The sequence below is a fragment of the Mesorhizobium sp. LMG 17147 genome (assembly GCF_024297145.1).
Classification (GTDB): domain Bacteria; phylum Pseudomonadota; class Alphaproteobacteria; order Rhizobiales; family Rhizobiaceae; genus Mesorhizobium.
Genome location: NZ_JANCTC010000009.1, coordinates 173,001 through 197,287, shown reverse-complemented (window position 1 = coordinate 197,287; position 24,287 = coordinate 173,001). Strand labels below are relative to the sequence as shown.

The 24,287-nt window shown below is 64.1% G+C and carries 14 protein-coding genes; 5 read left to right on the top strand and 9 right to left on the bottom strand.

Features of this window, described 5'->3' with window-relative positions:
* The first annotated feature begins 2 nt into the window (after positions 1-2).
* On the top strand, positions 3-548 hold the full coding sequence (locus NMG46_RS18660; RefSeq protein ID WP_254819071.1) for a gluconokinase: 546 nt from the start codon (positions 3-5) through the stop codon (positions 546-548).
* On the opposite strand, the gene NMG46_RS18655 is transcribed toward NMG46_RS18660, so the two are convergent.
* Complete coding sequence (locus tag NMG46_RS18655) at positions 545-994, bottom strand: Rrf2 family transcriptional regulator (RefSeq protein ID WP_006202816.1); 450 nt, start codon at positions 992-994, stop codon at positions 545-547. The two genes, NMG46_RS18660 and NMG46_RS18655, sit on opposite strands and share 4 nt — an antisense overlap.
* 245 nt (positions 995-1,239) lie before the next feature.
* Positions 1,240-2,226, bottom strand: coding sequence for a sulfate ABC transporter substrate-binding protein (locus tag NMG46_RS18650; protein WP_254819070.1), 987 nt, complete (start codon positions 2,224-2,226; stop codon positions 1,240-1,242).
* A 282-nt stretch (positions 2,227-2,508) separates the two neighbouring features.
* Here NMG46_RS18650 and NMG46_RS18645 point away from each other — a divergent pair, with 282 nt between their 5' ends.
* Complete coding sequence (locus tag NMG46_RS18645) at positions 2,509-2,781, top strand: antitoxin (RefSeq protein ID WP_254819069.1); 273 nt, start codon at positions 2,509-2,511, stop codon at positions 2,779-2,781.
* Positions 2,778-3,179 carry a type II toxin-antitoxin system VapC family toxin gene (locus NMG46_RS18640; protein WP_254819068.1) on the top strand — a complete coding sequence of 134 codons (402 nt, stop codon included), beginning with the start codon at positions 2,778-2,780 and terminating at the stop codon, positions 3,177-3,179. Before NMG46_RS18645 ends, NMG46_RS18640 begins: the two co-directional genes overlap by 4 nt.
* 14 nt (positions 3,180-3,193) lie before the next feature.
* Here NMG46_RS18640 and NMG46_RS18635 read toward each other — a convergent pair whose 3' ends face one another.
* From NMG46_RS18635 to NMG46_RS18605, 7 genes are all read right to left on the bottom strand, one after another.
* Positions 3,194-4,234 (bottom strand): sulfate/molybdate ABC transporter ATP-binding protein, encoded by a 1,041-nt coding sequence (locus tag NMG46_RS18635; protein WP_254819067.1) that lies wholly within the window; start codon positions 4,232-4,234, stop codon positions 3,194-3,196.
* 73 nt (positions 4,235-4,307) lie between these two features.
* Positions 4,308-5,192, bottom strand: a complete 885-nt coding sequence (gene cysW / locus NMG46_RS18630; protein ID WP_254819066.1) for a sulfate ABC transporter permease subunit CysW — start codon at positions 5,190-5,192, stop codon at positions 4,308-4,310.
* Complete coding sequence (gene cysT, locus NMG46_RS18625; RefSeq protein WP_023720880.1) at positions 5,185-6,036, bottom strand: sulfate ABC transporter permease subunit CysT; 852 nt, start codon at positions 6,034-6,036, stop codon at positions 5,185-5,187. Before cysT ends, cysW begins: the two co-directional genes overlap by 8 nt.
* Positions 6,037-6,054: 18 nt before the next feature.
* On the bottom strand, positions 6,055-7,083 hold the full coding sequence (locus NMG46_RS18620) for a sulfate ABC transporter substrate-binding protein (protein ID WP_254819065.1): 1,029 nt from the start codon (positions 7,081-7,083) through the stop codon (positions 6,055-6,057).
* A 221-nt stretch (positions 7,084-7,304) separates the two neighbouring features.
* Entirely contained in the window at positions 7,305-8,009 is a 705-nt protein-coding gene (locus tag NMG46_RS18615; protein ID WP_254819064.1) for a M15 family metallopeptidase, read from the bottom strand.
* A 54-nt stretch (positions 8,010-8,063) separates the two neighbouring features.
* Positions 8,064-10,154 (bottom strand): penicillin-binding protein 1C, encoded by a 2,091-nt coding sequence (pbpC, locus tag NMG46_RS18610; protein WP_254819063.1) that lies wholly within the window; start codon positions 10,152-10,154, stop codon positions 8,064-8,066.
* 213 nt (positions 10,155-10,367) lie between these two features.
* Positions 10,368-15,848 carry an alpha-2-macroglobulin family protein gene (locus NMG46_RS18605; protein WP_254819062.1) on the bottom strand — a complete coding sequence of 1,827 codons (5,481 nt, stop codon included), beginning with the start codon at positions 15,846-15,848 and terminating at the stop codon, positions 10,368-10,370.
* A 273-nt stretch (positions 15,849-16,121) separates the two neighbouring features.
* On the opposite strand from NMG46_RS18605, the gene NMG46_RS18600 reads away from it, so the two are divergent.
* Both NMG46_RS18600 and NMG46_RS18595 read left to right on the top strand, forming a co-directional pair.
* A complete protein-coding gene (locus tag NMG46_RS18600; protein ID WP_254819061.1) occupies positions 16,122-18,050 on the top strand; it encodes an autotransporter assembly complex family protein in 1,929 nt (642 codons plus the stop codon).
* Positions 18,050-24,100, top strand: coding sequence for a translocation/assembly module TamB domain-containing protein (locus NMG46_RS18595; protein WP_254819060.1), 6,051 nt, complete (start codon positions 18,050-18,052; stop codon positions 24,098-24,100). The genes NMG46_RS18600 and NMG46_RS18595 overlap by 1 nt, the downstream gene beginning before the upstream one ends.
* Positions 24,101-24,287 lie beyond the last annotated feature (187 nt).

Here is a 24,287-nt window from a genome sequence, read left to right as displayed (position 1 = left end):
GCATGACCGGGAAAGACGTGGCATATAGACCGGCGAGCACTGTTCGAGCGACGCCCGCCATCGTGGTGATGGGCGTTGCCGGCTGCGGCAAGTCGGTCGTCGGTGAAGCGCTTGCAGCGGCATTGGGCGCTCTCTTTATCGAAGGCGACAGGCTGCATCCGCCCGAAAACGTCGCGCGCATGGCGAGCGGGCAGCCGCTCACCGACGCGCTACGTGAAGGCTGGCTCGACGCGATCGGCCATCGCATAGCCGCGTCGGTCGCAAGCGGGCGAGGTGTCGTCGCCGCCTGCTCGGCGCTGAAGCGCAGTTATCGTGATCGCCTGCGCGGCTTTTGCGCGGATATCATTTTCGTTTACCTGGAGATCGACCCGGCAACGGCGAAACAGCGCGTAGGCAGTCGCAAGGGTCATTTCATGCCGGCAAGCCTGGTCGACAGCCAGTTCGCCACGCTCGAGCCGCCAGCGGCGGACGAGGCGGCAATGACCTTGGATGGCACGCGTTCGGTCGCCGACACCCTCGCGACCGCCTTGAGCCTGCTCGCGCGCTAGATCTGCGACGTCAGCTCGACCGGGAAATCGTCATTGTCGGCGTCGCGCATGGCGGCGAGGCTGCGGTTGTCGAGCACCTCGGCGATCGCCTGACGCACCTCCAGCATCATATGCCGGACCTGGCAGGTCGCCTCGTCGCAATCCTCGCAACGCTGGTATTGCGTGCGGCTGGCGCAGGGGATCGGCGCCAGCGGCCCGTCGAGGACGCGCACGACATGGCCGATCTTGATCTCGGAAGCCGGCCGGGCGAGACGGTAACCGCCTTCCTTGCCCTTGCGGCTCTGGACGAAGCCGGCGTTGCGCAACTCGCCCAGGATGGCATCGAGGAATTTCTTCGGGATGTTGTTGGCGACCGCGATGTCATTGACGAATGCGAGCTGGCCGACCGGCAGGCCCGACAGATGCACGAGGGCCTTGAGGCCGTATTTGCCTTTTTTGGTAAGCATGCCCGAACCAACCCATAAAGCCCCAACCACCCGCATCTGGCGGCTGTTTGTGTGCAAATAATGACGGTTTGGCCGTGTGATGCTGTTCGCGCAGACAGGCCGCCCGACGACATATTGCGCGCAAACGCGTTGATTCTTCGTAACGTTTTGGCGGGCGGGCGGTCTGGAAGGTGCGGAAGCTGCAATTTCGGCGGGCAAAATGGAGGAACAGCCGGCAAGGGCCAGCTTTCAACGAGTTGGCGACCTCAGCGGCTGCCGTAGGTCTGGTCGAGCAGGCCGCCCGCTGCAAAATGCTCGGCCTGGACCTTGGCCCAGCCGCCGAAGACCTCCTCCACCGTCAGCAGCCGGACGTCGGGAAACTCAGCCTTGTATTTGGCGGCGACCGCCGGGTCGCGGGCCCGCAGGCCGTTGCGGGCGGCGATATCCTGGCCCTCCGGCGTATAGAGGAAGTCGAGATAAGTCTTGGCAAGATCGCGCGTGCCATGCTCGTCTGCGACCGTATCGACGATCGCCACCGGAAATTCCGCCAACAGGCTGACCGAAGGCGTCACCTGCTCGAATTTGTCCTCGCCATACTCCTTGCGGACGCCGCGCGTTTCAGACTCGAAGGTGATCAGCACATCGCCGATTTCGCGCTGCACGAAAGTGGTGGTCGCGGCGCGTCCGCCGGTGTCGAAGATCGGCACGTTGTCAAACAGCTTCGTCACAAACTCCTTCACCTTGGCATCGTCGCCCTTGAAGGCTTCCTTGGCGTAGGCGGTGGCCGCGAGATAGGTGTAGCGCGCATTGCCCGATGTTTTCGGATTGGGGAAGATCACCTGGACGTCGTCACGCACGAGGTCGTTCCAATCCTTGATGTGCTTCGGATTGCCGGCGCGCACCAGGAAGGAGGGCAGCGAATAGAAAGGCGAGGCGTTGTCGGGAAAGTCCTTCTGCCAGTCGGCGGAGATGAGGCCCTTCTTGACCAGGAAATCGATGTCGATGACCTGGTTGAACGTGACCACGTCGGCGCCGAGGCCTTCGGCGATGGCGCGTGCTTGTGCCGAGGTTCCGGCATGCGACTGATCGATGGTGACGCCGGGGTGGCCGGCAACGAACGCCTTGTTGACCTGCGCAAACAGTTCGCGACCGACATCGTAAGAGGCGTTCAGCAATCTGTCGGCCGACCAGGCTTGGGAGGATGCGAGGACCAGGCCGGCCAATGTGGCGACGCCAAGCAAAAATCGCTTCATGAAAACAGGGCTCCAATGCGGTACGCTTATTGCCGGACCATAGCGGTAAGGCCTCGTGCGCGACGAGGCACGCAGAGCGGCCCCTCGACGTTATCGCGAGAAAAAGTAGTCCCGCTGTGGGCGATTTCTAGTTTTTTTCTCAAGCAGAGTCTCAGGACAGCTTGGCAGCGGTGCCGATGTCGTCGGCGTGTACGATGGTCCCGGCCGGCCAACGCTGTGCAATGCGATTTCATCGCCGCGCTGTCTGGCATATACAAATAGTATATACAAGGAGCTGTTGTCATGCCTCAACACCGCCATTCAACAACCCCGCCGAAAGAGGCAAAGCTGTTTCGTAATAATCGCAGCCAGGCGGTGCGCATTCCTGTCGAGTTCGAACTTCCCGGCGAAAAGGTCTTGATCAGCCGTGAAGGCGACCGCCTGATCATCGAGCCGGTCCGCAAGCCTGGCCTCACCGCACTGCTCGCGCAATGGGCGAAAGAGCCACCGCCCGGTGTCGAGGAAGACTTTCCCGATGTCGAGGATATGCCTGTCAAATCCGAGGAATTTTTTTGATGCGGTTCATGCTGGACACGAACATTTTCAGCGACATGATCCGAAATCCGGCCGGGAAAGCCGCAAGCGCTGTCCTGCGCGTGGGAGACGCCGCCGTGTGTACCAGCGTCGTGGTCGCGTCGGAACTGCGATATGGCTGCGTCAAGAAAAGATCAGCCAAGTTGCACAAGAAGGTCGAGGAATTGCTGGCTGAGATTCCCGTCTTGCCGCTCGATGTGCCGGTGGATGCCGAGTACGGCGCGATTCGCGCAGAACTGGAAGGCAGGGGCCAGACCATCGGCCAAAACGACCTTTTTATTGCTGCTCACGCCCGTGCGCTGGGAACTACCCTGGTGACGGCCAATACCGGGGCGTTCAACCGGATCAAAGGCCTGAAGGTCGAGAACTGGCTGGCGTAGCGCCTGATAGAAGATCAAGCAGCCGGAAAAAGCTTCCAGCGCCGCGGCCGAAAAGCCACGCGACTTTTCTGCGCCGCAGGATGGTCGACGGGCAATTCGATCTCGACCCGCTGACGTTCGCCGCCAATTTCGAGCTCGACCCGCCTGGTCCCGGCGACGCGGCGGCTGGCGGCGACCGTGCCGGCGATGCAGCCGTTGCACTCTTCCACCAGATCGACGTCGTGCGGGCGGAAGAACAGCGTCGCTTCGCCTTGTGGTGCATGCGGCGCGGAGAGCCCGATCGGCCGGTCGGCGATCCAGACCTGGCCGTCCTCGACCTTGACCGGGATCGAGCTCGATTCGCCGATGAAGCCGTAGACGAAGGGCGAGTTCGGCGTGTCGTAGATCTCGTCGGCGGTGCCGACCTGCTCGATGCGGCCCTGGCTCATCACCACGACGCGGTCGGCAAGCTCCAGCGCCTCTTCCTGGTCATGGGTGACGAAGACCGTCGTGTGGCCGGTGGCGTCGTGGATGTCGCGCAGCCAGCGGCGCAGTTCGCGGCGCACCTGGGCATCGAGCGCGCCGAACGGCTCGTCGAGCAAAAGCACGGCCGGTTCGATCGCCATGGCGCGGGCCAGCGCCACGCGCTGGCGCTGGCCGCCCGAAAGCTGTGCCGGATAGCGTTTTTCCAGACCGGAGAGCTGAACGAGGTTGAGGAGTTCCGAGGCGCGGCGGCGGATTTCCTTCGCCGACGGGCGCGACGGCCCGTGCCGGACCTTGAGTCCGAAGCCGATATTGTCGGCGACCGTCATATGGCGAAACAGCGCGTAGTGCTGGAAGACGAAGCCGACATTGCGTTCCTGGATCGACTTTTGCGAGGCATCCTCTTCGCCGAAGAAGATCTTTCCGCGGGTCGGCCGCTCCAATCCGGCAATCAGCCTGAGCAGCGTCGTCTTGCCGGAACCGGACGGTCCCAGCAGAGCGATCAGTTCTCCCGACTTGATGTCGAGCGAAACGTCGCGGAGGGCCGGAAACCGCTCAAACTCCTTGCGCACGTTGGCAACGCGAACTTCCATGCAAATCCCTTTTGTAGTTGATGCATGTCGTTATCCCAAAACCGGTTCCCACTTTTGGGCGACATGCATTTTGTCAGTGTCCGCGCGTCGCGGCGATCTCGGCGCCGTAGCGCATCTCGAGAAGTGTTTTCAAGACCAGCGTGACGAGCGCCAGGCCGGCAAGCAGCGAAGCGACGGCAAAGGCGGCGGCGGCATTGTACTCGTTATAAAGGATTTCGACATGCAGCGGCATGGTGTTGGTCAATCCGCGTATGTGGCCCGAAACGACCGAGACCGCGCCGAACTCACCCATGGCGCGGGCATTGCACAGCAACACGCCGTAGAGCAATCCCCATTTGACGTTGGGCAACGTCACGTACCAGAACGCCTGCCAGCCATTGGCCCCGAGCGACAGGGCCGCCTCCTCGTCGCCATTGCCCTGCTCCTGCATCAGCGGGATCAACTCGCGGGCGACGAAGGGGAAGGTGACGAAGATCGTGGCCAGCACGATGCCCGGCACCGCAAACAGGATGACGATGCCATGCGCCTTGAGCCAGGCGCCGAGCAGGCCTTGCGCGCCGAACAAGAGCACGTAGACAAGCCCCGAAATGACCGGCGAGACGGAAAAGGGCAGGTCGATCAGCGTGGTCAGGAACGCCTTGCCCTTGAATTCGAACTTGGCGATGGCCCAGGCGGCGGAAATGCCGAAGACGATGTTGAGCGGCACCGAGATCGCCGCGACCAGAAGCGTCAGGCGGATCGCCGAGCGCGTATCCGGTTCGCCTAGCGCCTGTGTGTAGGCCTCGATGCCCTTGGCGAAAGCTTCCTTGAAGACGATGATCAGCGGCAAGAGCAGGAAGATGGCAAGGAACGCAAACGTTACGGCCATCAGCACGGTTCTCGCCGTGCGGCTTTCGGTCACCGCCGGCGACTGGCTTTCATGGTGCGGCGCGTAGGATTTGATCTCCGGGTCAGCCATAGCGCTTGCGGCTCCAGGTCTGCACCAGGTTGATGACCAGCAGCATGACGAAGGACAGTGCCAGCATGATCGCCGCGATCGCGGTCGCCGCCGCGTAATTATATTCCTCCAGCCGGATGACGATCAGAAGCGGTGCGATTTCGGATTTATAGGGCAGATTGCCGGCGATGAAGATGACGGAACCGTACTCGCCGACGCCGCGCGCGAAGGCCAGCGCGAAACCGGTGACGATGGCCGGCGCCAGTCCGGGAAGCAGAACGCGGCTGATGATCTGGAAGCGATTGGCGCCGAGCGTGGCGGCCACTTCCTCTACCTCCTTGTCGATCTCCTCCATGATCGGCTGCACGGTGCGGACGACGAAGGGCAGGCCGATGAAGATCAGCGCAATTACGATGCCAAGCGGCGTGTAGGCGACCTTGATGCCGAGCGGCGTCAGAAGGCTTCCGATCCAGCCGTTCGGTGCGTAGAGCGTGGTCAGCGCAATGCCGGCGACCGCTGTCGGCAGCGCGAAGGGCAGGTCGACCATGGCATCGACGATGCGGCGGCCGGGAAAGCTGTAGCGCACCAGTACCCACGCGACGATCGTGCCGAAGACGACGTTGACAGCGGCGGCAATGAAGGCGGTGCCGAAGCTGATCTCAAGCGCGTTAATGGTGCGGCGGTCGGTGACGATCGCCCAGAAGTCGGTCCAGCCGAGCGCCGCCGAGCGCCAGATCAGCCCGGACAGGGGAATGAGGATGATGAGGGTGAGGTAGGCAAGCGAGAAGCCGAGCGTCAACCCGAAACCCGGAATGACGCTCGGCTGCCTGAATCGCCACCCCGCCTTGGCGGGTGCTGTGGTCATGTCGTCCTGATCTAAATGCTACTGGGCCGGCTTGTAGATCTGGTCGAATATACCACCATCGCCGAAATGATAAGGCTGTGCCTTCTTCCAGCCGCCAAAAAGCGGGTCGTCGATGGTGATCAGCTTGATCTCAGGCAGCTTGGCCAGGTCCTCCGCCGGCACCAGGTCGGGCTTCGAAGGGCGATAATGGTTCTTGGCGATGATCGTCTGGCCCTCCTTGGAATAGAGATAGCTCAGATAGGCTTCGGCAACTTTGCGTGTGCCTTTGGCGTCGACATTGGCGTCGACCACGGCGACCGGCGGCTCGGCCAGGATCGAGGTCGGCGGGTAGACGATATCGAAATTGTCGGCGCCGAACTCATCGAGCGCCAGATAGGCCTCGTTTTCCCAGGCGAGCAGCACGTCGCCCAGCCCTTTTTGCGCGAAGGTCACGGTGGCGCCGCGCGCACCGGTGTCGAGAACCGGGACATGCGCATAGAGATTGCCGACGAATTCCTTGGTCTTGGCCTCGTCGCCGCCATCCTTGGAGCTGGCATAGGCCCAGGCGGCGAGGTAGTTCCAGCGCGCGCCACCGGAGGTCTTGGGATTCGGCGTGATCACCTGGACGTCCTCTTTGACCAGATCGCCCCAGTCATGGATGCCCTTGGGGTTTCCCTTGCGGACGAGAAAGATGATGGTCGAGGTGTAGGGCGCCGAATTGTTTTCGAATTTCGTCCGCCAGTCTGGATTGATCTTCTTCGCTTTCGAAACGATGGCGTTGATATCGCCTTCGAGCGCCAGCGTCACCACGTCGGCGTCGAGGCCGTCGATCACGGCGCGAGCCTGCGCGCCGGATCCGCCATGTGACTGCTGGACGGTGACCGTCTCGCCTGTCTCTGCCTTCCAGTGGGCAATGAAGGCCTCATCGAATTGCTTGTAGAGCTCACGCGTCGGATCATAGGACACGTTGAGAATGGTGGTGTCGGCAAACGCGAAACCGAGCGTGCCGAACTGGACGGATGTGGCGACCAGTGCGCCGAGCAGTTTCCTGAAATGAGGTTTGGTCATTTCCGCCTCCGTTGAACTCGCGCCAAATCTACCGAATTGATAGAATTTAGATGCAATCAATGTTGCCTTTTTTGGCCCATTGAAGCAATTTTTCGCCTGGTTTCGGCGATGCGAGGAACTATTTTCCCGCATGGACCATGATCGCGCTCCCGACGCGATTAACTAGAGACGGCCAGCTCTTCGGCAATGGCTGTGTCTCGTCTGAACGAGGTTTCGGCAGCTTATTCGCCGGTAACGGGAAAGTTGAAGCGCTCTCTTGGAAACGGCTCGTTTTCCAGCGTGAAGTGCCACCATTCGCGTGCGTAATTCTTGAAGCCGCCGGCGCGCATCGCCTCGACAAGTCTTTTACGGCTAGCCGCGGCTTCACTGTCTATCGGTCGGTGAGCCGTTTCGCTCGCCGGATCGAAACAGTCGAAACCGGTGCCGAAATCGGGCGTGTCGGCATCGGTCGCGCCGCAGGCCGGTTTCGGAGCGCTAGTGCGGCCGGCCTGTTTTTTATGGTTGACCCGGGCGATCGCGACATCGACCGTCGATCCGCGCGAATGGGTGGACAGTTCGCCGATATAACCCTTGGCGATGAGATCCTTGCGCTTGACCTTTGGATACCATTGCGGGTCCGGTGGCCCGCCCGTTTTTGTCCATTCACTCATGTCGGACACAGCCCGCGCAGGGCGGTAGCAGTCGAACACGACCATCGTCAGCCCTTCGGCAGCAATCGCTTTCTGCACTGCCGAAAGCGCTTGCGCCGCTTGCCTAGTGAGGACGCATACCGGCGCATCGTAGCCGCTTACCTTGCGATGCAGGAAATTTTCGAGGCCGGCATAGCGGATATCCTGCCGGATACTGGGATCGATGTCGGCCAGCCGAACAAAGCCGGCGGGGAGGGTATCAGCAAAGGCCGAGGAAATACCGGCGGCCGAAAGCAAGGCGTAAACCCCAATCCCCTGAATCACCTGCCGGAATCTATTCAAGGGAAATTTTCACTCGACAAAAACCTTCACGCTGGCCGCGCGTCCCGCCGCGTCGATCACGGTCAGGGTCGAATAGCCGGCGCCGTCCGGCTGCCAGGTCGCGGTGCGCCGCCGGTCGATGCCGACCAGCGGCTTGCCGTTGGCCAGCCAGCGGAATGGTGCGCGGCCGCCCTGCAGCTTGAGAACCAGCGGCGAGGCATCGGCCGAGGAAGTGCCGAGATCGACGCGGGCGCCGTCTGGCGGAAAGATGATGGTTGGCGCAGGTTCGGTCGGCGTCGCCTGCACCAGCCCATCGGTGCCGGCGCCGAAGCGCGTCAGCGTCACCGGCAGCTCCTCGCGTTTCGGACGCCGGACGCCGGACGGCTGGCTTGGCAGTGGTACGGCGGCCAGGCCGGAACGGACAAAGCCTTCGAACAGGATGGGCGCCGCCGAGATGTAGCCGGACAGGCCGGGCACCGCGCCGGCGTCGGGGCGGCCGACCCATACGCCGAGCACATAGCGGCCGTCAAAGCCGACCGACCAGGCGTCGCGATAGCCGTAGGAGGTGCCGGTCTTGTAAGCGATGCCGCGTTGGGCGGCACCCTGAGGCGGCTTGACGCCTGACAGGATGTCGGTGATCTGCCAGGTCGCCTGTCCGTCGAGGATGGTGGTGGTCGAGCGTTCGGCATTCGCCGGCTCGGTGCCGTCACGCAGCGTGTGTGCCTTGCCGCCATTGGCAAGGCCGGCATAGAGCTGAACCAGGTCGCGCAGTGTCATCCCGACGCCACCGAGGCCGATTGCCAGGCCAGGCGCCTCGTTGACGGGCAGTACAGGGATCACATCGGCCTGGCGAAAGCGCGCCATCAGCCGGGCCGGGCCGACCGCGTCGAGCACGCGGATCGCCGGAACGTTGAGCGACAATTGCAGCGCCTGCCTGATGCTGACATCGCCCTGATAGCCCATGTCGAAGTTCTTCGGCCGGTAGCCGGAGAAATCGGCTGGGCTGTCCTCGATCAGCATCTCCTGCGCCACCAGGCCTTGTTCGAAGGCGAGGCCGTAGATGAACGGCTTCAGCGTCGAGCCAGGCGAGCGAACGACTTTGGTCATGTCGATCCAGCCCGAACGGGTGGCATCGAAGAAATCGGCAGAGCCGACCTCTCCAAGGATATCGCCGGTGCGGGCATCGGCCAGCACCATGGCCACCGAGAGGCGAGGGCCGAGCCTGGCGGCTGCATCTTTCGCCACCTGCTCCAGCCCTTCCTGGACACTCTTGCGGATCGTCAGTTGCAGCTTCTGGCCGGGGATGGCCTTGGGCAACATTGCATAGGCCGCATGGGCAGCGAGCGCCGGCAAGGTGCGCCGCCGCCCCGACACATCGTCGAGCGCGGCACGCGCGGCCTCACGTTCGCCGAGCAGGCCTGCCGAGACCATGCGGGTCAGCACCTTGTCGCGGGCAGCGTGGGCAATCTCGAGATTGCGATCAGGGCGTCGCTTTTCCGGCAATTGCGGCAAGGCGACGAGCAGGGCGGCCTCCGAGACCGTCAGCCGCTTCGGCTCCTTGCCGAAATAGGCGAGCGAAGCGGCGCGCACACCTTCGAGATTGCCGCCATAGGGTGCCAGCGTCAGATAGCGTTCGAGGATCTCGCGCTTGGAAAGCCGCCGTTCGATTTGCAGGGCGCGCAGCATCTGCTTGATCTTCGAGCCGAGGCTGCGGCTGTCGCGTGGTTCGATCAGGCGGGCGAGCTGCATCGAGAGCGTCGAACCGCCGGAGACGATATGGCCGCTGGTCGCGAACTGGCCGGCGGCACGCGCCAGTGCCAGCACGTCGATGCCTTGGTGACCCCAGAAGCGCTTGTCCTCATAGGTGACGAGCATGTCGACGAACTGCTTGTCGACCTGGTCCAGGCTGGTAGCGAGCCGCCAGTAGCCGTCCGGCGTGGCGAAGGCGCGCAGCAGTTGGCCGTCTCGGTCCTGCACCTCGGTCGAGACCGTCAAGGCAGCCGGCAGCGGCGGCGGAAATGAGCGGTCGAGCTGCCAGAGGGCGACGGCGGTAATTGCAGCGAGACCGGCCAAGGAAATGCCCGCTATGGCCGCTCGGCGCAGGAATTTTCTGGAGAGCATGGCGCCGCCCCTCATCCGCCTGCCGGCGCCTTCTCCCCGTTTAGTGACGGGGAGAAGGGGGCTGTCGCGACCCTTGGCGCCTTTTCTGCGGTGTTAAAGTTCGGCGAAAACTTCGGCGCATGGCTCTTTCTCCCCGTCTCTATACGGGGAGAAATGCCCGGCAGGGCAATGAGAGGCAGCGCCATCGCCATATTCCTATCCGCCTTTTTTGCCTTACGGCGCCTTGACCTCCATCATGCCGGTGGCGGTGCGGGCCGAATATTGCGGCCGGTACATGTCCTCGATCGTTGCCGCCGGGTGGGCATAGGTGCCCGGCGTCACCGCGCGCACGACGTAGGCGAGCGTTATGTTGCGGTCGCCGTCGCCGTCGTTTGGATTGAACGCCGCGACGAAACGGTCGTCGCGGAATTCGAGATGGGCGGCATCGGTCTGCGCCAGCCAGGAGAAGTTCGTCAACTGAGCGCTGGAGACCAGGCCCGGATTGTCGATCTCGAAGCCGGCCGGCAACAGGTCGGTGATCAGCAGCCGCGAAGGCCAGGTGTTCTGCTCGTAAACCTTGAGCACGACGACATAGCGTTCGTTCTGTTTGACCTCCGTCACGTTGGCCTCTGTGCCGTCGAGCTTGTAGTAGGTACGGCTGATGGTAAAGCCGTTGCCGCCGGCCGGCAGAGGCTGGATCGGCGAGGCCACAGTGGTGACGACCGCCTGCAGCGGATTTCTGCCGGTATTAACGATGGTCAGCGGACTGTCGGCCAGGTCGCCGCCGGCGATCTGGTCCGAATAGCCGCCGGCATGCGGTGCGCCGTTGACGGTCAGCGCGATCGAATCATTGCCGGCCTTCAGCGCCCGGGCCGCCAGCAGCATCCAGGACTCGTCCTGTGTGCTGGTCCACCTGGCGTCGGCGCGTTCCCTGGTCACCAGCTGGATCAGCGCCGGCACGATGGTCGGCACCGGTTTGCTTTCCGCGGCAAGCGCCAGGATCGCCGCGCCGTCACGCAGCGGCGAGCCATAGTCGGATCGGTAATAGTCATATTCGGGTGTCGACTTGGCCAGTTGCAGCGCGGCCTGGAAGGTCGCCTCCGAGCGCTGCGTGTCACCGTAGAGCGCGAGAGACGCCGCCAGCTGGGCGACGGCCATCGGGCTGGTAAAGGCTTCGAGCTGGGTGTCGGCATAATAACGCAGATCGCCGACCGAGGCCTTCTTGTTGCGGGCAAGCACATAGAGCGCGTAGGCGATCTCGCTGCCGCGATCCTGGACGTCCTGATCGTAGCCGATCGCGTTCTGCAGATTGCTCAGCGCCTGGTTCATCGCCAAGGCCGGCACGTCGTATTTCTGCTCGCGCGCCCGGGTCAGGAAATCGGTGACATAGGCGTCGAGCCACAGATCGCCGGAACCCGGACCCCACAGGCCGAAGCTGCCGGCCGATGCCTGGTAGCTCAGCACCTTGTAGATGGCGTCCTGGACGCGGCCATGCAGATCGGGGTCGCTGGCCATGCCGATGCCGGAAGCCATGTCGTTGACGTAGAGAAGCGGCATGGCGCGGCTGGTGGTCTGTTCGGCGCAACCATAGGGATAGCGGTCGAGCGTCATCAGCAGCGACGGCACGTCGAAGGCAGCCGCCTGCGAAACGCCGACGCTGACCGAAGCGCCATCGAGCAGGCTTGCCGCCAGCAGTTCCTTGTCGACGCGCAGCGCGCCGCCATTGCCCTTGAGGTCGACGACCATGCGGGTGGTCACCGGCAGTTGCGCCGGGCGCACCGGCACATAGAGCGTCTGCTCGACGGCGGTGCCGTCGGCATGCGCAAGCCTGATGGTGATCGAGGCGTTGCCTGCGGTCTGCGCAATCAACGGCACGGTTAGTGTCTGCCGCTTGCCTTTGGCGAGCGTCAGCTTTTCAGGCAAGGCGGCATTGCCGGTTGACAGGTCGCCTGTCGTGTTGACGGTCAGCTTGTAGTCGCCTGCGGGGCCGTCGGTGTCGGCGACGTCGAGCCGCATGACGGCGGAATCGCCGGGCGCCAGGAAGCGCGGCAGGCCGGCGGTGATTACCACCGGATCACGCACGATGACGTCGGACTGGGCATGGCCGACCGCTTCCTTGGTCCAGGCGACGGTCATGACGCGCACGGTGCCGTTGAACTGCGGAATGTCGAAGTCGATCCGCGCCTTGCCGTCGGCGTCGAGCTGGACCGGGCCGGAGAAGAAGGCGACCAGCTTTTCGGTCGGCGGACTGCCTTGCGATTGCATGTTGGCGCCGTCGCCGCCGGTGCGCAGCTTACCGGTTGTGCCCAGCGAGCCGTCGATCAGCCGGCCATAGATGTCGCGAACCTCGAGACCGAGCATGCGCTGCCCGAAGAACCAGTTCTCCGGATCCGGCACCTTGTAGTTGGTCAGGTTGAGGATGCCGACGTCGACGGCCGCGACCATGACATAGGCGTTGGTGCCGGGCTGTACGCCGGCAACGGCGACCGGGATCGACAGCTGCTGGCGCGGCATGGTCTTGTCCGGCGTCGCCAAGCTGACGGCAAGCTTCCGCGAGCCGGGATCGAGCTTCAGCCATTTGACGCCGATGGCGCGGGCCGGCATGCGTGTCTCTTGCGCATCGCCCGGCCTGAACAGCGTTGCCGTGACGTAGGCGCCGGCACCCCAGTCGTCGCCGACCGGGATGTCGACAGTGCTGCCGCCGGCCGGCACGCTGGCGGTGACGGTCTTCAGGAGCTTGTCGGCGCCGATGGTGACGAGCAGCTCGCCGGCAAAGTGCGGCGACACTTTGAGCTTGGCCACTTCACCCGCCGCATAGGTATCCTTGTCGAGGGCGATCTCGAGGCCGTCGGGCGTTTCGGTGGTGGTGGAACTGACATACCAGCCGGCGTCGAACTCGTAGCTGGTGGCCGGACCTTCCGGATCCGATGTCTCGATCTCGAGCCGGTAGCGGCCCCAGTCGACCGGCAGCGACACCGTAGCCTCACCATCGGCGCTCAGGTCGACCTGGCCGTTGGCCATCGCCTTGGTGAAGGTGACCGGCTCATAGTTCCAGGAGTTGCTCGAGCGGTACCACTGGTAGCTGCGCTCGACCTTGACCAGCGACCACTGTGCGCCCTTCAGCGCCTCACGCTTGCCGTCTGGGTCGACGGCGATCACGCTGAACTTGGCCGTGCCGCCTTGCGGCACCTCGTCTCCGTCGAAATCCGGACGGATGCCGATCATGTGGCCCTGCGGGCGGATGCCGATATTCAGCGAGCGCTCGACGGCACGGCCGCCGGTTTCACGCATCCTGACAGTGATCTTGGCATCGACCAGCTTGGTGGTCGATGGCAATTGATCGACGGAGACCGGGAAGGTCGCCTTGCCGTCCTCGCCGACCACCGGCAGGCCGGTGAAGGGCGTCACTGTCGGTTCAGCCGACTGTTCGTCGGCCAGACCGAAGGAATAGCCTTTGAAGCGGTCCCAATCGCGGGCGGTCGACAGCGTCAATTCGCCTTCGAGCGCGAGGCCCGCGGCCGGCGCGCCGTAGAGAAAGCGGCCGTCGACGGTAATGTTGGCGGTCTCGCCCTGGGCGATCTCCTGCTTGTCGGAGGACAGGTCGAACTCGATGCGGTCCGGTACGAAGTCCTCGACCAGGAACATCTGGCTGGCGACCGCCGCCTGCTTGGGATCGGTATGGATCGCCAGCGTCCAGGTGCCGCGCATGGCGTTGGGTTCCAGCGGCAGGTCGACTGCGTGACCGCCGGCCGACGCGCCGTCGCTGACGATGCGGCGGTCCTCGACGCCGTCGGGCCGCGAGAAGATGAAGGTCAGCGGCAGGTTCTCGACCGCCTTGGCGGCACTGTCGCGGGCAAGAGCCGCGACATGGACATCTTCGCCGGCGCGGTAGATGCCGCGCTCGGTCCAGGCATAGACGTCGAGCGCGCCAGGTGCCGGCCGTCCGGCGACGCCACGGTCGGACAGGTCGAAGCCGGCGCGGCCCATATCGAGGAAGACGAAATCGTCGTCGCCCTGTTTGGCCATCAGCACGGCCGGCGCCATGCCGCTGTCGCCGCGCGTCAGGCCGGGATTGAACACCGCCCGCCCTTCCGCGTCGGTGGTCGCGGTGCCGAGGATTTCATTGTTCCTGGCCAGCAGCGTCAGCTCGGCGCCGGCAATCGGCTTGGCGGTTGCGAGCGAACGCGCAAAGACGTTCAGTCCATCCTGTCCGGTATAGGTCGACAGGCCGATATCGGAGACGACGAACCATTGCGTGGCGTGCGAATCATAGTCGTCGCTGCGATCGTCGACGGCTTGTGCGGTCAGCACATAGACGCCGGGCTTGCGCTTCGGCAACGCCTCATCGATTGGGAAGGAGGTGGTGACTTCCTTGTTGAGGTCGTTGGCGATATCGAGCTGACCCTGCCAGACCGGCTCGCCCATCTGCTCGGAGATGTTCGAAATGTCGTAGCCGTCAAGCTGGCGCAGGAACTGATATCCCGACAGAAGTTGGGCCAGCGAGCGGTCGCCGATGCGGAAGAGCTTCATTTCGGCGGCATTCATGTTGACGGTGACGACCGGTATGCCGCGGCGTGCGCCGGCGGGCAGCACGAAGCTGTCGCCGGTGAAGCGGGCCGAAGGCGCGCGGTCCTGCACGTAGATCGACAGCACCACCGGTGCCGCGGTGACCTCGCCAATGGCGGCCGGCAGGCCGGCGCGGAAGGTCACGTCATAATGTTGGCCGTGCTCGAGCCCTTCGACGCAGATCTGCTTGTCCTTGGCTTCGACGCCCTTGGGAGCGGCGTTGTCGACAGTAACGAACTGCGAGTAGTCGACGCCGGTCTTGACCAGCTCCTCGGAGAACTGCGCGCAGATGCGTGGCGCGCTGGTGTCGGCATCGACGGTATGATCGATGACGCGGAAGCCCTTGCGGGCCTTGAGATCCTGGTAGGCGGCCCTGACTGCCGGCGAATTGACGAGAGCGAGGCTCGCCTCGTAGGCCTGCAGGGCCGGCCTGTACAGATCGCGGCGATCAAGGCCGTCCCCGAGCAGCGCCAGCACGTCGGCGCGCGTCCTGGTGGTGCGCAGCAATTTGTAGGCATTGAAGGCGGCGGATGTGGCGTTCGCCGGCAGCGTCGACGGCTCCGAACTGTTGGCGGTCGGATGGACGGCAAGCGTTTCGCGCGCCAGCTCGAGCCAGAGTTGGCCGTCATCAGGCAACACCGAAACCGCCGCCTCGTATTTGTGCATGGCCGCGCGATGATCGCCCGTCAGCGCCGACTGTTCGGCGGCGGCGCTCAGCGCCGTCAGCCCCTCGGTCGGCTTGGTGTAGGTCGGGCCGGTGAGCTTGTTGCGGTATTGCTGGGCCTGGTCTGCCATCCAGTTCGGGAAGAAGGCGAGTTCGGGTGGCGCGCCAATGTCGGGATCGCCATCGATGTTGACGACCTTGCCGGCGACAGCGCCGCTGAAGGGTTTCAACGAATTGTAATCGGATTTAAGGAAGCACCATTTGGCCTTGAGGTTGTAGGTGAAGGCGCGGCAGGCCGGGTCGCCGAGGCAGGTGGTCTTGCACTGGTCGAGGCTGACATTCTGGTCGGATCTGAGATCGAAACCAAAATAGTCGGAATTGTTCGACGTCACCACCCGCCGGGCTTCGGCCGCTTGCGCGACACCGCTCCAGGCAAAAAAGAGAAGGAAAAGAATCGATAGACCACGAGCCGCGCGCATTGCCATAAACCCCTCCAGACAAGTGCTGACGTCCAGAAATCTTCAAGCTTCAGTCGCGCTTGTCAACATCAGGACGCGGCAGGATCCGCCTGCCAACGGTTTGCTTTCCGGCCGATGACCGGTAGTAGCTCCATAGGACAGGGGATCACGCTTTCTTGCGGCGACGCAGAAGGTGTGAGTTCCAAGCCCTGTCTATTTCAGCAATTGGATTGTGGCCCCTTTACGAGTGCTTCAGAACTTCATTCCAATTTTAGGTTTGCGAGCTAGGCTAGGAGCGTAATGCCGGCGTATGAAAGGCAGATGTCGGGAGGAACCGCGCCACGGCGCGCGCTTTCGCGCGCCCTGCTTTTCGCCTTGCTGTGCTCGGCGGCACTTATTGTCGAGACCGGAAATGCGGCAGCCTTCGAGATTTTCGGCATCAAGCTATGGGGATCGTCGAAGGACGAAGATGCCGAGATCGTCGACCCGCTGCGCTATGCCGTGACGATCGAGACAGCCGACGCCGACAAGGATCTCGCCGAGAAGCTCGAAAACGCCTCGGCGCTGAAAGCCGACGAGGAACACCCGGTATCAGGTTCGCTGGGTCTTTTAGCCAAGGCGCGCAGCGACCGTGAGCAACTTGTCGCCGCGCTCTACGCGGACGCGCGATACGAGGGTGTCGTCACCATCACCATTCAAGGCAAGCCGCTCGACGATCTGCCGCCCGATGCCGAGTTTTCCGGCCCGCAGCCGATTCCGGTGGTGATAAGCATAGCGGCCGGGCCGAAATTCACGCTTGGCAACATCAGACTGAAAGGCGATGCAGCGGGGCTGGCAAGTGCCGATTTCGGTCTGATCGCCGGCGGTGACGCCAGTTCGGGCGCCGTGCTCAAGGCCGAGGCGGCGATCGTGCGGGCACTCAAGCAAGAAGGCAGGCCGCTGGCCAAGGTGACGGGCCGCGAGATCGTCGCCGAGCACGCCGGTTCGACGCTCGACGTGACGCTCACCGTCGCGGCCGGCCCGGTCGCCGGCTATGGCGACACCACTGTCGAGGGCACCGAAAAGGTCGACCGCGACTTCACCGAATATATGACCGGCCTGAAGCGTGGCCGCCAGTATTCGCCCGATGAGATCGACGATGCACGCGACAGGCTGCTCGGCCTCGAGGTCTTCAACAGCGTGACGGTGAAGGAAGCCGACGCCCTCGACGCCGAGGGCAATGTCCCGATCGGTGTCCAGGTCAGCGAACGCAAGCCGCGCTATTTCGGCATTGGCGGCAGCTTCTCAAACACCGAAGGGCTGGGCCTCGAAGGCTATTGGGGGCATCGCAATCTGTTTGGCCGCGCCGAAAAGCTGCGCATCGACGGCAAGATCAGCGGCATCGGCAGCAACGACTTGACCCAGCTCAATTACAATGCCGGCGTCATGTTCGAAAAGCCGGGCGTGGTCGGGCCGGCGTCGAAATTCATTGCCAGCGTCAATGCTGTGCTGGAGCACCCCGACGCCTATGACCATTTCTCGGTCAAGGGCAGTACCGGCCTATCCTACGAACTCGACAAGAAGCAGACGGTTTCCGCGCAAGTCGCGCTGGATTATTCGAGGATCCACGACGCTTTCGGCAAGCACACCTATCTGATCGCCAGCATTCCACTGCAATATGTCTACGACAATCGCGACAGCAAGCTCAATCCGACTCGGGGCTTCAGGGTGCTGGCCTATGCCGAGCCGAGCTACGACATTTTGAGCGGGGCTGCCTTCGTCAAGCTGAAGGGCGAGGGGTCGGCCTACCAGTCGCTCGATTCGGCCTCGAAATTCGTTTTCGCCGAACGTGCCGCCATCGGCTCGATCATCGGCGCCAGTCTTCAAGATGTTCCGGCCGACCGCCGCTTCTACTCCGGCGGCGGCGGTTCGGTGCGCGGCTATGCCTATCAAGGCATCGGCCCGAAGGACAGCAACGGAGAGCCGATCGGCGGGCTTTCCTTCTTCGAGACCTCGGTCGAGATGCGCATCGCCGTCACCGACAAGATCGGCGTCGTGCCGTTCGTCGATGCCGGCACGGTGTCGACCAGGCAGGTCCCCGATTTTTCGGACATGAAGGTCGGCGCGGGTGTAGGCTTGCGCTATCTGACGGCGTTCGGGCCGCTGCGCATCGACGCGGCAGTGCCGCTCAACCGCGGCCCCGACGATCCTCATTTCGGCATTTATGCCGGCATCGGCCAGGCATTCTGATGGCAATATTCAGGCGTATCCTTCGTATCCTTTTCTACACGCTGCTCATCGTCGTGGCAGCGGCGGTGGGGGCGCTCGTCGTGCTGACCAAGACCGAGCGCGGCCGCGAAAACCTTGCCGGCATCATCTCGACCATGGCCTCGACCAGTGATCGCACGGTCACTGTCGTCGGCATCGACGGTATCTGGTCGGGCGCGCTGAGGGTCGATCATGTCGTTCTGGAGGATCGCGAAGGCGCCTGGATGGTGGCGCGCAAGGTGGCCGTCGACTGGTCGCCGCTGGCACTCCTGTCGAAGAGCTTCAGCGCCGATCGCATTGGGGCCGAGCGTATCGAGTTGGCAAGGCTGCCGATGGCCAATACACAGCCGCGCCAAAGCGGGGCGACCACGCTGCCGGTTTCCATCGATGTCAAGCAGCTCGACCTTCCCGAAATCGCACTCGGGCAGGCTCTGGCCGGCAGCGGTGTTGCCGAGCTCGCAGCCAAGGGAGCGCTCAAGGCGGATGCCTCGCCGTTGGCGATCGAGACCAATCTCAACATCGTTCGCCATGACGGCAAGCAAGGCACGGTCGACGCCAAAGCCCAATTCGCGCCGGCCGACAACAAGCTCGACCTCGACTTGAGGGCATCCGAGCCGGCCGGCGGCATCATCGCCAACCTGCTCAAGCTGCCGGGCGCGCCGCCGGTCGAGATTGTCGTTTCCGGCACCGGACCGCTCGCCAACTGGAATGGCATCGGGACCTTTGTCGTCGATCGCCGGATCGTCACCCAGCTCACCGGTCGTCATCAACTCACGGACAAGGGTCATTATGTCGAGGCCAACGGTGACGGCGAATTCGAGCGCTTCCTGCCCGAAAATCTGAAGCCGCTGTTTGCCGGCAAGACCAGCTTCGACCTCGCCGGCACAGCGACCGCGGCCGGCGGCGTCGACGTGGAGCGCGCCAATATCGACAGCGATGCCGTGCACGCGACGGCCGCCGGCACTGTCGATCCGAACGGTGCCAGCGATCTTTCCGTTAAGCTCGCCGCAAAGGGGCCGCCGATCGTGCTTAGTCTCGGCAGCGAGGCGCAGCCGATAACCGTGGCGATCAAGGACGCCACGGCCCGCGCTTTCGGCGATGGCAAGGCGCCGATGGTCGATATCGGCGCGTCGCTGGTCTCGGTGGTGGCGGGCGGCACGCGGGTGGACGACCTGATCGGGCAAGTGCATTCGGATGGTTTCGACATCCAGAACCGTAGCGGGCCTGTCACCATCAAGCTGACGGCGGCCGGCCTGAACACCGACGTTGCGACGTTGGCGCCGCTGATAACGGGCAGGGTCAGCGCCGGTCTCGCCGGCTCCGTCAGCAAGGACCAGGTCGTCGTCGACCAAGGCACGCTGCGCAGCGACGCGCTCAATGCGTCCGTAACGGCCACCGTGGTGCTGGCCGATCTGTCGATGACGCTCAAGATGAATGCCGACGCGGCTTCGACGGCGCTGCCGCCGCAGGTCAGTTCGGTTCTCGGCCAACGCGTGCAGTTTTCCGCAACCGCGACCCGCGACCCGGACGGTGCGTTTGCCGCCAATGCATTGCAGCTCACCTCCGGCACGCTCAACGCCAGCGGCACCGCCAGCGCGCAGGGCACCGATATCCGAGCCGATATCAAAGGAACGCTCGGCGACGTGTCGGTGCTGTCGCCGCTGGTTGGCGCGAAGGTCGGCGGCGCAGTCGATTTCGCGCTGACCGCAAGCGGTGCGCGCACCGCGCCGGACTTCTCGGTTTCGGCCAGCAGCGACAGCCTGACGGCGTCCGGCCATGCGGTGAAGCAGATCAAGCTGAGCGCGCGCGGCAAGGCCGATATCGCCAGTCCCGCCGCCGATGTCTCGCTGACCGGCTCGGTCGACGACCAGCCGCTCGACCTCAAGGCATCGCTGGTCACAACCGACGGCAAGCGCTCCATCAATGGACTTGCCGTCTCGCTGGCCGACAACAAGGTCTCCGGCGACCTCGGGCTCGACGACAACCTGCTGCCGCTCGGCACGTTGGCCCTCGATGCCGCCGATATTGCCCCGCTGGCCAGACTTGCCGGCCAAACGGTTGCGGGCGACGTGCGTGGCACGATCCGCTTCGCCAACGACAATGGAGCACCGACGGTCGCGATCGATGCGACGAGCACCGCGATTTCGCGCGGCGAACTGGCGGCCAAGACAATCGCCGTCAACGCGCTGGTCGCCAATTATCTCAAAGCCCCGGCGATCGCCGGCAAGGTCAAAGCCGACACGATCACCTCGGGAACCACGGTGATCAGCGGCATCGATGTGGACCTGAAGCGCGACGGCGACTGGACCGGCTTTAGCGGCGGCGCCACGGTCGCCGGCATTCCGGCCAGCGCGGCCGGGCGCGTCAGCATCGCGAACGGCATCACCGCCATCGAGCTTGCCTCGGGCGAGGCAATCATCCGCGGCATCAAGGCAGCGATCGCACAGCCGTCGGCGCTGACAATCGCCAATGGCATGGTGAGCATTGAGAACCTGGCGCTCGGTGTCGGCGGCGGTTCGGTTGCCGTGTCGGGTACGGCTGGCCAGACGCTCGATCTCGCTGCCACCTTGTCGGCGGTGCCGGCAGCGCTTGCCAATGATTTCTCACCGGGTCTCGATGCCGTGGGCGCGCTCAGCGGCACAGCGCAGGTCACGGGATCGTCGGATGCCCCCGACATCCGTTTCAACGCCCGGCTCAGCGGCGCCGAAACGAACCAGACCCGGCGGGCCGGGCTCGGGCCGCTCGATCTCGATGCGGCAGGCCGCTTCTCGTCGGTCAGCGGCCTGGCCATCGAGCAGGCGACGCTTGCCGGCGAGAAAATCTCCGGCAAGGCAGCCGGCACCATCAATCCGAACGGCGCCAGCGATTTCTCGCTCGACCTCGCCTCGACCGGTCCGAGCCTGCCGCTGTCGTTCGGCAGCAAGGCAAGCCCGATCAAGCTCGAGCTGCAGGCGATATCGCTAAAAGCGGCCGGGCAGGGCACGCAGCCGAAGCTCGACATCTCCGCGACGCTGCCATCGGCCGCCACCAATCTGGCTAGGATCGAGGGCATCACGCTGGCGCTGCACTCCGATCGCTTCGACGTGAAAGCCCGGACCGGGCCGATCTCCGGCACCGTGACCGCCGAAAAAATCGGCCTTGACAATCCGACCGTCGCACCGCTGATCGCCGGCAAGGTCACTGCCAAACTCGCCGGCAGCCTTGCCGCCGACGCTGTCATCATGGATAGCGGCACCGTGACCAGCGACGCGTTGAACAGCGCCTTCAACGGGCGGGTCTCGCTGGCCGACGGCGCCATCGATCTAAATCTCAAGGCGGACGCCGCCTCGGCGGCGCTGCCGGCGGCGATACGTGGCGTGCTCGCCGAGCGAACCCAACTCAGTGCCGCGCTGAAGCGGGACGCCAACGGCAATGTCACCGCCAACGCCGTCAGGCTGTCGTCCGGTTCGCTGACGGCAGACGGGCAGGCGAGCCTTGCCGACAACAAGCTCAGCGCCGACGTCAAAGGCGCGCTGGGCGACGTCTCGCTGGTATCCAAGGACGCCAAAGGCGCCATCTCTTTCGCGCTGAATGCGCAAGGCGCCAGTACCGCGCCGGATCTGTCGCTGACTGTCAACAGCGACAGGCTTTCGGTCGCGGCGCGCGAGATCACTGGCCTGAAGCTTACTGCCACAGGCAAGGCTGATGCCGCCAACCCGGCTGCGAATGTGCAACTCACCGGAAACGTCGCGGGTCAACCGCTGCAGGGCAGCGCCGTGCTGGCGACATCCGACGGCAAACGCGCCATCAATGGGCTTTTGCTGTCGCTGGGCAAGAACCGTATTTCCGGCGACCTGGCGCTTGACGATGCCTTCGTCCCGGTCGGCACGGTGGCACTTGACCTGCCCGATATCGGTCCGCTTGCTGCCCTGGCACTGGAAAAGGCCGATGGCGATGTGCGCGGCACTATCGCCTTCTCCAAGGCGGGCGCCGTGCCGCAGGTCGCCGTCAAGGCGATGACGGGCTCGATCTCGCGCGGCGATGTCTCGGCCAAGGCCGTGACCATCGATGCGCTGATCGCCAACTATCTGGCGGCACCAGTGATCTCGGGAAAAATTCGTGCCGACAGCGTCACCTCTGGCGGCACGGTTATCCGTGGCGTCGACGTCGATCTGAAGCGCGACGGCGAATGGACCGGTTTTTCCGGTGGCGCCACTGTCAAGGATATTCCGCTGAAAGCCGGTGGGCGGGTCAAGGCGGTCAAGGGCACGACGACGGTCGAACTTGCCTCCGGCGAGGCGACCATCCGCGGCATCAAGGCGGCTATCGCCCAGGCCTCGACCATCAACATCGCCAATGGAGTGCCCAGCTTCGACAGGCTGGTGCTCAACCTCGGCGGCGGCACGGCGACGGTCACGGGCAAAGCTGGGCAGGCGCTCGACCTCAACGCGACGCTGGCCCGAGTCCCGATCTCGATAGCCAACGGTTTTTCGCCGGGCCTCGATGCCGCCGGTTCCATCTCGGGCACGGTGAAGGTGACGGGTGCGCCGGCCAATCCGGCCGTTGCCTTCAAGATCGATGCAGCAGGCGTTCAGACGTCGCAGACCCGTGGTGCAGGCTTCGGCGCCATGGGCGTTTCATCCTCAGGTACCTATTCGGGCAACAGACTGACCTTTGACGCCAACATGAGCGATGCCGCCGGCCTCGGCCTCAAGGGCGGCGGCACGATGACGACATCAGGCGCGCCCACCCTTGATCTCAACTTTTCCGGCAAGGTGCCGTTCGCCTTCCTCACCAGGACACTCGCCGCGCAAGGCTTGTCCTTGAGCGGCACGGCCGACGTCGATATACAGGTACGCGGCCCGGCAACGTCGCCGGTGATCTCAGGCACGGTCCGCACGTCAGGCGCCCGCCTTCTCGACGCGCGTTCGGGGCTTGCGATCAACGATATCACTGCCGATGTCGCCGTCGGTGGCGGCGTGGCAAGGATCAATCGACTGACCGGCACGCTGTCGACGCGCGGCAGCCTTTCGGCCAGCGGCACCGTCGGCATCGATCCGGCTAAGGGTTTTCCGGCCGATCTGTCGATCAAGCTCGTCGACGGCCGCTATACCGACGGCAAGGTAGTCACCGCCAATCTTGGCGGCGACCTGACCGTTAAGGGGCCGCTCACCTCCGCGCCGGTGATTTCCGGTACCGTCAACCTGGCCAAGACCGTCATCACCGTACCCGAAAAGCTGCCCGGCTCGCTGGCCGAGCTCAACGTAAAGCACAAGAATGCGCCGGCCGCCGTGCGTGCGCAGGACAAGGCGTTGCGCCCGGCCGCTGCAAGCAGCGGTGGCGGCGGCAGCGGCCTCAATCTCGACGTCACGGTCAATGCGCCGAGCCAGATCTTCATCCAGGGCAGGGGCGTCGACGCCGAGCTCGGCGGTTCGCTGCGGCTGACAGGCCCGGCATCGTCACCCCAGGCGGTCGGCACCTTCACCTTGCGGCGAGGGCGGCTGACGATCCTTGCCAAACGGCTGACCTTCACCGAAGGCACGGTCGGCTTTTCCGGCTCTCTGGTGCCCTACCTCAACCTCACGGCGCAATCGAAGACGACCAGCGCCACCGTGACCATCGTGGTGTCGGGCGAGGCGACCAACCCGAAATTCACCTTCTCCTCGGTACCGGCGCTGCCGGAGGACGAGGTGCTGGCGCAGCTGATCTTCGGCCGTTCGATGTCGAACCTGTCGCCGCTGCAGATCGCTCAGCTTGCCGAGGCTGCCGGACAACTGGCCGGCGTCGGCGGCTCGACCTCCCTGCTGCAGAACCTGCGCAGCGCGATCGGCGTCGACGACCTCGACGTGATCACCGACGAAGAGGGCGGCACCGCCGTCTCGGCGGGCAAGTATCTCAACGACCGCACCTACGTGACGATCCAGAAGGGCGACAGGCCGGGCTCGGGCAAGGCAACCGTCGATCTCGACGTTGGGCGCGGCGTCAAGCTGCGTGGCGAGGCAACCGACGCCGGCGAAGCCAAAGGCGGTGTTTTCTACGAACGGGAATATTGAAACCGGCCGTTCGCGCAGAACAACTGGTTGCCCGAAGAACGAGCGGCGCAGCAGCAAATGTCCCGGTTTAATTGCCCGTGGAGATTTCGGGCGAAATCCCTGGCGCACTAGCAAATTTGCGCCAAGACTGTCGTTATCGCGCGAACCGGCCTGCTTCCAAAGTTGCACATTCCTTGGCATGTTCCCA